Raw genomic sequence first — 12,625 nt, 5'->3', positions numbered from 1 at the left:
CGTGATGATACAAACCATATTCGACTAATGTTGCTTATATAACAAGTTCTTACGATATTGTATGGCTTCTGCCATGATGAGCCGTGTTGAAAAGAAGTGGTATGGACTCTTGAACTATCAACATGTTGCAGCAAATGTAGATGTAACGAAAATGTAGCTAAATTTCAGTTTAGCTCCACTTAGGCATGTTATAATTAGCCACAGATTTAAGTTAATCGATAAGCAATATGTAGAAAATAGCTATATAAATTGCATTTCATTTCAATCTCTCCCTTTGTAACAAATTGTAACAGCAACATTTCATATCGAATAAAAAACATTCTAAACCCGTGTCATATCAGGCTCTTCTTAAAATTAAGAAGGTTTTTACGGCAACTTATTGTTATCTCAATAAATGCCAACAGTCACATTTTTTATTGTCCACAATCGCTATTGTAATAAAGCAACGAGCAAAGGTAGTGAACCAACCAGAATGAACACCAAACGGATTCAAGAATTTTTGGCAAGTTTACTATTTTTAGGACCATCAAATATATGAGGGAATAAGCGTGAGTATAGCGATCATTATCGGCACTCATGGCGCAGCCGCCGAACCTCTTCTGCGTAATGCAGAAATGTTAATTGGCGATCAGCAAAACGTGGCCTTCATCGAGTTCAAGCCCGGTGAGAATGCCGAAACACTGGTAGAAAAATATAAAGGATGTCTGTCCGAGTTAAATACTGAGAAAGGCGTCTTATTCTTAGTGGATACCTGGGGAGGCAGTCCGTTTAACGCCGCAACGCGCCTTGCCAACGAACACGACGATTATGATGTCATCACTGGCGTTAACGTTCCAATGTTAACGGAAACATTCATGACTCGTGATGACGACCCTTCACTAAAAGAGTTGATTGAAGTCGCTCTGGAAGCAGGCAGCGGTGGAGTCAAAGCCTTTAAAACGAAACTAGAGAAACAAGCTCCAGCGCCTAAACCTGCCCCAAAAGCAGCACCCGCTGCTCCCGCAGGTCCAGGTGGACATATGAAAATTGGGTTAGCGCGTATCGATGACCGACTCATCCATGGTCAGGTTGCCACTCGCTGGACAAAAGAAACAGGCGTTAACCGAATTATCGTCGTCAGTGATGAAGTAGCCCAAGATACAGTGCGTGCAACCTTGTTAAAACAAGTTGCTCCGCCAGGAGTAACCGCTCATGTGGTGGATGTTGCAAAAGCGGTTCGTGTTTACAACAACCCTAAATATGCTCACGACAAAGTCATGTTGCTGTTTACCAATCCAACAGACGTCCTTGCACTGGTGAATGATGGCGTTGAAATTCCGTCGATTAACATCGGTGGGATGGCATTTAAAACGGGGAAAACGCAAGTAAACAACGCCGTTTCTGTTGATGCAAAAGATATCGAATCCTTTAAAGAATTAGATAAAAAAGGAATTGAGCTAGAGGTACGTAAAGTCGCAACTGATAGCAAGTTGAAGATGATGGAACTTATCAAAAAAGTCGTCTAATCGCTGCCATTCATAAGGGTTTATGTTCCTTGTCTAAGGAGAGATTTCATGGAAATCACCACATTACAAATTGTTTTAGTATTTATTGTCGCCTGTCTAGCCGGGTTTAGCTCGATTCTAGACGAATTTCAGTTTCACCAACCACTCGTTGCCTGTACCTTGATCGGGTTAGTTCTGGGGGATATGAAAACCGGGATTATCATTGGTGGTACCTTGCAGATGATTGCACTAGGTTGGATGAATATTGGGGCCGCGGTTGCACCAGATGCAGCACTTGCCTCAGTCATTTCAACCATTCTGGTCATCGCTGGTGGGCAAAGTATAGGTGCCGGTATCGCACTAGCTATCCCTCTGGCAGCAGCGGGTCAGGTTCTAACAATTATCGTCCGTACCATCACTGTGGGCTTCCAACACGCTGCCGATAAAGCTGCCGATAATGGCAACTTAAGCGCCATTAGTTGGTTGCACTGTGGTGCTCTGATTTTACAAGCAATGCGTATCGCAATCCCAGCAACAATTGTTGCGGTCACGGTGGGAACTGAAAGTGTTCACGCCATGTTGGATGCAATTCCAGAAGTGGTCACCAATGGTTTAACCATTGCAGGCGGTATGATCGTTGTTGTTGGTTATGGCATGGTCATCAACATGATGCGCGCCGGTTACCTCATGCCATTTTTCTATCTAGGATTTGTAGTCGCTGCATTCACCAACTTCAACCTAGTTGCTCTGGGTGTTTTGGGCGTGGTTATGGCTATCGTATATATTCAGCTACACCCTAAATATAACCGTATCCCTGGACAAGTTGTTCAAAGTCAGGGTGGCGAAGATTTAGATAACGAATTGGATTAACAGGAGCATTGGATCATGGTTGATAATCAACAGAAAAAAATTACCAAATCGGATATTATCGGGGTATTTCTGCGTTCAAACCTATTCCAGGGTTCCTGGAACTTTGAACGGATGCAGGCACTAGGATTTTGTTTCTCCGTTGTGCCAATGATTCGCCGGCTTTATCCAGAAAATAACGAAGAACGCAAAAAAGCGGTTCGTCGTCACCTTGAATTTTTTAATACTCATCCTTATGTTGCGGCCCCTATCTTAGGTGTCACACTGGCGATGGAAGAACAGCGCGCCAACGGTGCTAAAGAAATCGATGATGCAGCTATCAACGGGATTAAAGTTGGGTTGATGGGGCCATTTGCCGGTGTGGGTGACCCAGTATTCTGGGGAACAATGCGGCCAGTATTTGGTGCATTGGGTGCCGGTATTGCCATGAGTGGCAGTCTCTTAGGCCCTGTTTTGTTCTTCGTCTTGTTTAACCTGTGCCGCCTGTTAGTTCGCTATTACGGGGTTGCTTATGGTTATCAGAAAGGGGTAGCAATTGTTCAGGACGTCAGTGGCGGCTTTTTGCAAAAACTGACCGAGGGGGCATCGATTCTGGGGCTCTTTGTCATGGGGGCGCTGGTCAACAAGTGGACCCATGTTAATATTCCGCTAGTGGTGTCAAAAGTCACGAACCAGGCTGGTCAGACCCATGTTACAACGGTTCAGTCTATTTTGGACCAGTTGATGCCAGGTCTGGTACCATTGCTACTGACCTTAGGTTGTATGTGGCTGATGCGTAAAAACGTCAACCCACTGGTGATCATCTTAGGATTCTTTGTCATTGGGATCTTTGGTTACTGGATTGGCCTATTAGGTTTATAATAGGTACTTTATTTACCGGGGCTCATGCCCTGGTAAATAATCAATAAAGGACTCGTGAGGGGTTTATGTCATTAACAGATTGGGTGTTGTTAGGTTGTATTGTGTTAATGCTTGCTTATGCTATTTATGATGAGTTCATCATGCCCAGACGCCGAGGAGAAACCCTGTTACGCGTCCAACTACTACGAAAAACCCGTCTTGATTGTCTTATTTTTGTTGCCTTAATTGGTATCTTGATCTATCAGAATATCACCACAGGTGGCACAACTTTTACCACCTATTTACTTACGACTATTGCATTTGTTGCGATTTACTTAGCTTATATTCGCCCTCCTAAAATGCTGTTTAAGCCTGAAGGTTTTTTCTTTGCTAATGCTTTTATTGCCTACAACCGCATTAAAACCATGAAACTGAGTGAAGATGGCGTGTTGGTCTTTGGTTTAAACACCGGAAACATTCCGGTAGAACTACACAGAATTGATGATTTAGACAAAATTACTGCGTTATTTTCCCCAGCTCAGGGCCAAACTCCGACGCTCACGGAAAAACCTGCTAAATAGCGATTGAGTCTCCCAACATACCGACAAACTGCTTTATTTTATATCTATGTCAGTTACACTGAATAAATAGCCAGTTCAACTGGTAGCTTAACGACAAATAATTTATGCAGGGACGATATGCGCATTGTAAGTTTAATTAACTTATCTTTTGCCGCTGCCACGCTCTTAGCCGGCTGCAATGGATATCCGCCACCGCTTAATCCGAGCCAATTGGATCAAACGAACTGGAAAGCAACATCACCTTACGATGCCAGAGAATTTGTTGAATTTAAGCTCGTCAAAGCTGGCCGCTCATTAGCACTATACGGCCATGGGGGATGTCATCGGCTCGCAGGCGTGATGCAAATCTCAGGCAATCGAATTACTCTAGCAACCCCTCTCGTTGAACGCCCAATCAAAGACTGTGTTAGCGGTCGCGAATATATGGTCAAACGCTACATCGCAGCCATTAAACAAGGACTCATTTTGGATAATGGTGCTTTCTATACTAGCGACGGCAACGTGATGTTTATTAAGCAAAAAAGATCGGTTAAGACGAACTAACATCATGGTGGTGGTGTTCAACATGACGCTCGCCGAGAATGTCATCTAACGTTTCTAAAATAGCACAATGCGTCGCACTTTCATCACCACCACAACAGGTCTGACTGAGATCAGATAAAGAGTATTCAAAACTTTTAAGCTCTTGGATCTGTTTGCGAACAATGGCTAGTTTATTATCCACAACCTGACGAACATCTCGACAGGATAACTGTTGACGATTTTCTCGTATTGACACCATTTCCAACATATCTGAGTTGGATAAGCCTGCATTTTTTCCTCGCAATATAAATCGCAGTCGCCCCAAATCTTGATCGCTATAAAGTCGATAACCATTCGCGGCTCGAGAGGGCTCTTTCAGCAACCCCTCTTTTTCGTAAAAACGAATCGTTTCTGTGCTTATCTCACAGAGTTTGGCTAATTCACCGATCTGATACATAGTTGCTCCTTGGCCAATTTACCTCTAAGCGATAAATCATCAATATAATCTAAGTATAAAGCTTAAACGAGACTCCAAAGTCAACCCTCGAAGACAAATTAGTTAGCAATGAAGCTCGGATTTTTTTTACTGATGATCGCCTTTACCCTGTGTTTTCGGTTACCATTAGGAAGTGATATAGGCAGTCCCCCCTGCCCTCAATTAAAAACAATTAGAGGAATACACTCGCAATGGAAAACGCTCGACCAATTCGACGTGCGCTAATTAGCGTTTCCGACAAAACCGGTATTGTGGATTTTGCTCGTGCCTTAAGTGAGCGCGATATCGAAATTTTATCAACCGGAGGCACCTGTAAGTTACTCAGCGACAATGGCATCGCCGTCGTTGATGTTTCTGATTACACAGGCCACCCAGAAATGATGGATGGCCGCGTGAAAACACTCCACCCAAAAATTCATGGTGGGATCCTCGGACGCCGCGGGATCGATGATGACATCATGCATCAGCATCAAATCGATCCCATCGACATGGTCGTTGTGAACCTCTACCCATTTGCACAAACCGTTGCCAAACCGGATTGCTCACTAGAAGATGCAATTGAAAACATCGATATTGGCGGACCGACCATGGTTCGAAGTGCAGCGAAGAACCACAAAGATGTTGCAATCGTGGTAAACAACAGTGACTATCAGCGCGTTTTAGAAGAGATGATTGCCAATAATAATTCGCTAAATGAACAAACCCGCTTTGATTTGGCAGTCGCGGCATTTGAACATACAGCAGCTTATGATGGCATGATCGCCAACTACTTCGGCACCATGGTTCCAAGCTATGGCAAACCCGAAGAGAACGATCCGACATCGAAATTTCCCCGCACCATCAACTTCCAGTTCCAGAAAAAACAAGACATGCGTTATGGTGAAAATAGCCATCAACAAGCTGCATTCTATGTCGAAAACGATACACCAGCCGGCTCAGTTGCCAGTGCCAAGCAGTTACAAGGTAAGGCGCTCTCTTACAACAATATTGCCGATACTGACTCGGCCCTTGAATGCGTCAAAGAATTTGCAGAACCGGCTTGTGTGATTGTCAAACACGCAAATCCTTGTGGCGTTGCCATCGCCGATGATATTTTAACCGCATATCAACGCGCCTTTTCAACCGATCCAACATCATCATTCGGTGGCATTATTGCCTTTAACCGTGAATTAGATGCTGATACAGCCGAGGCCATTATCAGTCGTCAGTTTGTCGAGGTGATTATCGCCCCTAGCGTGAGCAGTGATGCCAGACAAATTGTGGCGGCTAAAAAGAATGTCCGTCTGTTAGAAGCTGGCGTTTGGCAAGATAAAGCACAAGGCTACCAGTTAAAACGAGTCAATGGTGGCCTATTAGTTCAAGACCGTGATACAGGCATGGTGTCTAAAGATGCCCTGAAAGTCGTCACCAAACGTTCGCCCACCGAACAAGAACTCAATGATGCGATATTTTGCTGGAAGGTTGCTAAATTTGTGAAATCAAATGCGATTGTCTACGCCAAGGATCATATGACGATTGGCGTCGGTGCTGGCCAGATGAGTCGCGTTTATAGCGCTAAAATCGCGGGAATTAAAGCGCATGATGAAGGGTTAGAAGTTGCAGGAAGCGTGATGGCTTCGGATGCTTTCTTCCCATTCCGTGATGGCATTGACGCTGCAGCAGAAGCTGGGGTGACCTGTGTGATCCAGCCAGGTGGCTCTATTCGAGATGAAGAAGTCATCGCTGCCGCAGATGAGCATGACATCGCCATGGTCTTTACCGGAATGCGCCACTTTTTCCATTAATTGACGCATGGCTGAGCCTGACACGCTCAGCCATTAGGAGCACTATGAACGTTTTAATCATTGGCGGCGGTGGCCGCGAACATGCACTGGCTTGGAAAGTTGCACAATCAGCCAAGGTCTCTCAGATTTTTGTCGCTCCCGGCAATGCCGGTACCGCTCAAGAGCCCAAAGTGACCAATGTTGCCATTACAGTAGATGCTATTGATGAGCTACTTGATTTTGCCCAAAACAACCAAGTCGACCTAACGATTGTCGGTCCAGAAGCACCACTTGTAATCGGTGTAGTTGATAAATTTCAAGCCGCTGGACAAGCGATTTTTGGCCCAACTCAAGCCGCCGCACAATTAGAAGGTTCGAAGGCTTTCACTAAAGACTTTCTAGCCCGGCACAATATTCCCAGTGCCGCGTATCAAACCTTCAGTGAAGTAGAACCAGCCCTAGCATATTTACATCAGCAAGGCGCCCCCATTGTTATTAAAGCGGATGGATTGGCCGCTGGCAAAGGCGTTGTCGTCGCCATGAGTGAAGACGAAGCAGAAGAAGCCATTCGCGATATGCTCTCGGGGAATCGTTTCGGTGACGCTGGTTCCCGAGTCGTCATTGAAGAATTTCTTGAAGGGGAAGAAGCCAGTTTTATCGTAATGGTTGATGGCGAGCATGTTCTGCCCATGGCAACGAGTCAGGACCATAAGCGCGTCGGAGATGGTGATAGCGGCCCGAATACGGGAGGGATGGGCGCTTATTCACCTGCCCCGGTAGTCACCGCTGCAGTTTATCAACGGATTATGGATGAAGTCATTTGGCCGACAGTCAAAGCGATGGCCAGCGAAGGTCATCCATATACCGGGTTTTTATATGCCGGATTAATGATCTCAGACACTGGCGAGCCAAAGGTCATTGAATATAACTGTCGATTTGGTGATCCAGAAACGCAACCAATTATGATGCGTTTACAATCGGACCTGGTCGAATTATGTCAGGCGGCATTGGCAAAAACCTTAGATCAGGTCGAAGCTAAGTTTGCCCACCAACCCGCAGTGGGTGTGGTGATAGCTGCAGGAGGTTATCCTGGACCTTACAATAAAGGGGATGTCATTAGCGGTCTTCCAGAACTTGCAGCCCCCGGGGAAGATGTCGAAAGTAAAGTCTTCCACGCCGGAACCCAGTTCAATGAACAGCATCAAACGGTAACCAATGGTGGCCGAGTTTTATGTGTCACAGCGCTAGGGGATTCAGTCAAAGACGCTCAACACAAAGCCTATACTCAAGTCGAAACCATTCATTGGGATCAGTGTTATTACCGTACTGATATTGCTTATCGGGCGATCGCTCGAGAAAATAGTTAAGAGCCCCAAACTGGCCCATTCGAGGCCAGTTTTTCTTCTTTAATTTATTTTGATAAAACACATTTTAATTAAAACTTTTTAATAAAAATGTCGTTATTCTTAGAAGAAAATAGCCTAAAAAATCCTTTTTTTCTTCTTTACTCCCCCCGCGACTACTGCGACTATGAGCTTATCACGTGAGCATCTCTCACGTTATAACTGGGCCGCTTGTACTCATCCCACAAGTAGCCCATGACCTACTTGATTGGTTTGGAGTGATAGGGAATGAAACGATCTAATCGCCCTCAATTTGATGATGATGAAGACTGGATGGACGAGAATGATGACCGTAAACATGCTCGTAAAAGTCATCAAGACCACCGCGGTCGCTCAAAAGGGCAAGCGCGCCGTGGTATTGAAGATTACCTGGAGCAGAAACAGCTGCGGGAATATTTGCGTGAGGGATATGACGATTAATAATTAAACTCTACGGCTTAGAAGCCATAAAAGATCAATAAGGCTCGCTTTTTATAGCGGGCCTTTCTTTTATAATTTGGTTAGAACCATCGATTACCAGAAACAAGCGCAGTCATACGACCAACATTAACTAACTTCCCTTCACTGGCTCGCGGATTGATATAGGGTTTATATCAATCCATCGTAAAGATTGTTGCTGTTTAGTTCAGCATCGAAGCCAATGATGACACAATTGCTGCGGCTAATGCTGCAATCCCCGGAACAAGCACCTGTGAACCACATCAGTCCATGCCACTGCCGCTAAACCACCATAAAGAGAATAGACAACCGCAAACAAAGCCAAACCCGCAATGGTATAACTCAGTGGAATCCCTAATATAGCCTGTATATGCTAGCCCACCCAGGTACAACTGCAGTAAAGTTGACAAAGAAAGATATATAACGCCGGCCAAAAGATAGCCAAAATGGACTTGAGCTGCCGGTTATAACGTTTTTTCACAAACTCAGGAATAGTATAAATCTGTCTTTTAATAAAGATTGGCAGAAAGTATTGACCAACCAAAATCAGTGTGAGTGCTGACATCCATTCATATGAAGCAATAGCCAGCCCTATCGCAAATCCAGACCCCGACAGACCAATGGACTGTTCAGCCGATATATTTGCAGCAATTAATGAAGCACCAATCGCCCACCATGGCAATGCTCTACCCGCTAAGAAATAGTCTTTCGTCCCTTTAGTTTGAGCACCGTTGTTTCAGGAGACCCACAATCCTAATCTGACAATCACTACGACATAAATAGCCAATATCACATAGTCCAAGGTGTGCAGCCCCAAACTACTTGTATTCATATAACCCCTCTGCTCAATTGGTTCCAAGGAAGTGGAATAGCCAATATATAATTAACCATTCATTTATTAAAAATAAGAAATGTAAACGATTACATACTAAGGTTCTGAGAGATGCGTCACGTTTAACTTTTTAGCCCAAAGAAACGAGAAGAACTTCACAAAAATGAAAAAATATTAAGGCTCGATTAAGTAGCGAGAAACTGAGTGACGGCGGATCAAAGTGGGTTTATAGATCCCAGAGCCTTGAGCCGTTTGTTCACCCTGCGAGAGTCGAATCGCTAAACTCGCGGCTTTTTGAACCATTTGCACCATCGGGTAGCGAATCGTCGTTAAGCGAGGATGAACATAACGAGCAATCAGCACATCATCAAACCCGACAATAGACAACTGCTCCGGGACCCGAATACCATTATCATAGGCAATTGCTAACGCTCCCGCAGCCATGGGATCGTTGTAACAGATAATCGCTGAAAAAGGAGTTCCCATATTTAACAGCTCGGTCATCGCTTGCTCTCCGCCAACGTGATCGGGAGAACCATAACCAACCAGAGTCTCATCAAACTCAATCCCGAAATCTGCCAGCGCATCACGATAGCCATTTAGACGATCATCTGCATCTGAAATGGCATGATTAGAGCACAAAAAGGCAATACGCCGATGTCCTTGGCTCAGCAGATGATTCGTCGAAAGCCATGCGCCATAGTGATCATCCAAAGCTAAACAACGGTGGGCATACTTCTCTACCATCCGGTTAATAACCACCATGCCAGGAATCTGCTCAAAATATTCCCCCAATTGTTCATCGCTTAACATCTTAGCGTGCACAACCAAGGCATGACAGCGGTGCCGTTGCATCTGCTCAATGATCCGTTGTTCACGTTCCGCACAATGGTATCCATTGGCGGTCAAAAGAAATTTATTATTTTCTATCGCAACCTGATCGGCAGCTTTAACCATATTGCCAAAAAAAGGATCGGAAACATCAGAAACGACTAATCCAAGCATTTCTGAATCCTGATGCGCGAGCGCTCGCGCACTGGCATTAGGCTGGTAACGTAACTGCACCATCGCCTCTTTAACTTTGGTCTGCGACTCTTTACCCGCTTTGGGTGAGCCATTAATCACTCGTGAAACTGTTGCAACAGAAACACCAGCAATCCGAGCCACATCTTTAATTGTTGCCATACTGTCCTTCTATAACACTTTGAATTCAGCTGTCATGTATCACCTCTGCATCACCAAGATTCCTTAAAAACTCAGACTTAGCAAGTAGAGGCCATATTCATTAATAGTATCTGATGTATGGTAACGTTTACAAAAATCATCAGAAAAATTTTGCGGTTTATATAAACTCGGTCACGTTAGTCTGTCGTAGTAAATCAATAGTCTGTTGATAAGCATGGCTTTTTAACAATATTAGAGCGTAAACGCAGCTCCCTCATCTGAACGCATAGGGTTTAGATGAGTACAAATAAGCGTTGGGCATATTCAAAGACATCCAGTTTTTGAATTTTTCCATCCCGTTTAATCACGTCCTTTCTGCTCAGATTCAGATAATTGCGTTGCACAACTTATCCCACTTCCCTTCTTGAGTAGGTGATTTGGCTACGGTTGATGATTTGAACCGATAAAGCTGCACCAGATTGTTTTCATGCGACATCCACGCACACGACTTTAGGCATAGCCAGTATGGATCTCAACGCGTAGAACCCGCTTCGACCGCCAAAACAAAATAGCCAACAGCTAAATAACGATTCTTTTAATGATGACATGATGTAGGAAAGCACTATGTTTGGCATATTCATATCCAAATCGGCCAGAAGTTACTCCGAACGGAGTCATGTTAAGCCAGCTAAGTGAAGTCACGACAACCACAGTCAAAGCGGAATTCACCATTGTATTTGACGGGGATAATCGCTAGGGACTGTTGACCTTTCGTGATTAGTTTTGCAGAAATCTGAGAGGAATTTAGGCAAGGCAAACGTTGTGCCGTGTAGTTATTCTCCACAAAGAACGTTTAACGCTGGATACATTCCTCTCAGATACTGCCCTTGGGGTTCATTTAAACGCATTTTGAACAAAATTCAACCACCAAAGGTCAACAGTCCCTAGGCAATGGATCATACCCACAAACCACGTAACAAAGGTCCATTATTTTTAGCCGAACATCAGACAATTAAAAATCAGAGCTTACACTTTGGCTCAAGAACCAATAATCTAGCTGGAGTGCACAGACAAAGAGAGAATTTTATGAGAGATCAATCACGCTTTAATAAGTTGGCATTTCCCTCTTCCGTTAAAAACGCTATACATTATAATAGTATCATGTAAACGTTTACACTTCATAGCTGATAGGTGTTTTAAACATGAAAAATATATTGGTAACAGGCGGAGCAGGTTATATTGGCAGCCATACCTGTATCCAGATGATAGCAGCAGGCTATACGCCAATTATCTTTGATAACTTCTGCAACAGTAAGCCCAGTGTTATCGAACGGATCACTAGCCTTGCAGGACAAGCCCCGCTTGTTTATCAAGGAGATATTCGCAACCAAGCTCAGCTGGAAAAAGTATTTGCCAAGCATGATATTGACGGTGTGATCCACTTTGCCGGCTTGAAAGCTGTCGGCGAATCGGTTGCAAAACCCGTTGAATATTACCAAAACAATGTCGCCGGCACCCTGTCATTACTGCAAGTGATGCAGCAAGCGAACGTGAAAAAGATCATTTTTAGTTCGTCAGCAACAGTCTACGGTGAACCTGAATCAATGCCGATTCGCGAAGATTTTCCCACACTCAATGCAACCAATCCATACGGTCAGTCAAAGTTAGTCATCGAGCGGATCTTAAAAGATCTAACGCATGCTGATCCACAATGGTCCACCACACTATTACGCTATTTTAATCCAATTGGAGCCCATCCAAGTGGCACTATGGGGGAAGACCCTCAAGGGATCCCAAATAACCTTGCCCCCTATATTGCGCAAGTTGCGATTGGTCGGCGTGAATATTTATCCGTCTTCGGCAATGATTACCCAACGCCAGATGGTACCGGCGTTCGCGATTATATTCATGTCATGGATTTAGCCGACGGACACGTTGCAGCACTAGAACATAAGCTCAGTGAATCAGGCGTACACATCTACAATTTAGGGACCGGACAAGGGTATAGCGTGCTACAGGTTATCAACGCATTTGAAAAAGCCTGTGGGAAAAAAATTGCTTATCAAATCTGCCCACGCCGTGCCGGCGATATTGCCGAATGCTGGTCTGATGCCAGTAAAGCCAAAGCGCAACTGAACTGGCAAGCGAGTCGCGGAATTGAGCAAATGGCTGCAGATAGCTGGCGCTGGCAATCGAACAATCCGAACGGTTATCCAGAAGTTTAAGCACGAGGTA

Annotated in this window: 11 protein-coding genes and 1 pseudogene; 9 read left to right on the top strand and 3 right to left on the bottom strand. The window is 44.5% G+C overall.

All coding sequences use genetic code 11. From position 1 onward, the window contains the following. Positions 1 to 548: 548 nt before the first annotated feature. The 5 genes from manX (at position 549) to EV690_RS07560 (ending at position 4,315) form a co-directional block, all read left to right on the top strand. Positions 549 to 1,505: a PTS mannose transporter subunit IIAB gene (gene manX, locus EV690_RS07580; RefSeq protein ID WP_131912391.1), complete on the top strand. Its 957-nt coding sequence runs from the start codon at positions 549 to 551 to the stop codon at positions 1,503 to 1,505. 48 nt (positions 1,506 to 1,553) lie between these two features. Beyond that, on the top strand, positions 1,554 to 2,354 hold the full coding sequence (locus EV690_RS07575) for a PTS mannose/fructose/sorbose transporter subunit IIC (protein WP_131912390.1): 801 nt from the start codon (positions 1,554 to 1,556) through the stop codon (positions 2,352 to 2,354). Positions 2,355 to 2,369: 15 nt separating this feature from the next. Further along, positions 2,370 to 3,212, top strand: a complete 843-nt coding sequence (locus tag EV690_RS07570; RefSeq protein WP_131912389.1) for a PTS mannose transporter subunit IID — start codon at positions 2,370 to 2,372, stop codon at positions 3,210 to 3,212. A gap of 65 nt (positions 3,213 to 3,277) precedes the next feature. Continuing rightward, positions 3,278 to 3,772, top strand: a complete 495-nt coding sequence (locus EV690_RS07565; protein WP_131912388.1) for a DUF986 family protein — start codon at positions 3,278 to 3,280, stop codon at positions 3,770 to 3,772. 117 nt (positions 3,773 to 3,889) lie between these two features. Further along, a complete protein-coding gene (locus tag EV690_RS07560) occupies positions 3,890 to 4,315 on the top strand; it encodes an META domain-containing protein (RefSeq protein ID WP_131912387.1) in 426 nt (141 codons plus the stop codon). On the opposite strand, the gene zntR is transcribed toward EV690_RS07560, so the two are convergent. Next, positions 4,302 to 4,751 carry a Zn(2+)-responsive transcriptional regulator gene (zntR, locus tag EV690_RS07555; protein ID WP_131912386.1) on the bottom strand — a complete coding sequence of 150 codons (450 nt, stop codon included), beginning with the start codon at positions 4,749 to 4,751 and terminating at the stop codon, positions 4,302 to 4,304. The genes EV690_RS07560 and zntR overlap by 14 nt on opposite strands. Before the next feature lie 230 nt (positions 4,752 to 4,981). Between zntR and purH the strand changes: the two genes are divergently transcribed. The 3 genes from purH to EV690_RS07540 all read left to right on the top strand — a co-directional run bounded on the left by purH (position 4,982) and on the right by EV690_RS07540 (position 8,376). Beyond that, positions 4,982 to 6,574, top strand: coding sequence for a bifunctional phosphoribosylaminoimidazolecarboxamide formyltransferase/IMP cyclohydrolase (gene purH, locus EV690_RS07550; protein WP_131912385.1), 1,593 nt, complete (start codon positions 4,982 to 4,984; stop codon positions 6,572 to 6,574). Between the two features lie 44 nt (positions 6,575 to 6,618). Further along, on the top strand, positions 6,619 to 7,920 hold the full coding sequence (purD, locus tag EV690_RS07545) for a phosphoribosylamine--glycine ligase (protein ID WP_131912384.1): 1,302 nt from the start codon (positions 6,619 to 6,621) through the stop codon (positions 7,918 to 7,920). A 264-nt stretch (positions 7,921 to 8,184) separates the two neighbouring features. After that, positions 8,185 to 8,376: a PA3496 family putative envelope integrity protein gene (locus EV690_RS07540; protein ID WP_131912383.1), complete on the top strand. Its 192-nt coding sequence runs from the start codon at positions 8,185 to 8,187 to the stop codon at positions 8,374 to 8,376. A gap of 241 nt (positions 8,377 to 8,617) precedes the next feature. On the opposite strand, the pseudogene EV690_RS18715 reads toward EV690_RS07540, so the two are convergent. After that, positions 8,618 to 9,076 (bottom strand): annotated as a pseudogene (locus EV690_RS18715) (sodium:solute symporter family transporter). 324 nt (positions 9,077 to 9,400) lie between these two features. Beyond that, entirely contained in the window at positions 9,401 to 10,411 is a 1,011-nt protein-coding gene (locus EV690_RS07530) for a substrate-binding domain-containing protein (protein WP_131912382.1), read from the bottom strand. 1,181 nt (positions 10,412 to 11,592) lie between these two features. On the opposite strand from EV690_RS07530, the gene galE reads away from it, so the two are divergent. Further along, positions 11,593 to 12,615 carry a UDP-glucose 4-epimerase GalE gene (galE, locus tag EV690_RS07525; RefSeq protein WP_131912381.1) on the top strand — a complete coding sequence of 341 codons (1,023 nt, stop codon included), beginning with the start codon at positions 11,593 to 11,595 and terminating at the stop codon, positions 12,613 to 12,615. The last annotated feature ends 10 nt before the right edge of the window (positions 12,616 to 12,625 follow it).

Origin of the sequence: Celerinatantimonas diazotrophica (assembly GCF_004339545.1) — a bacterium.
In the GTDB taxonomy this organism is placed as follows: Bacteria; Pseudomonadota; Gammaproteobacteria; order Enterobacterales; family Celerinatantimonadaceae; genus Celerinatantimonas; species Celerinatantimonas diazotrophica.
The sequence above is the reverse complement of the archived record's forward strand: the minus strand, read 5'-3'. Positions and strand labels throughout refer to the sequence as shown.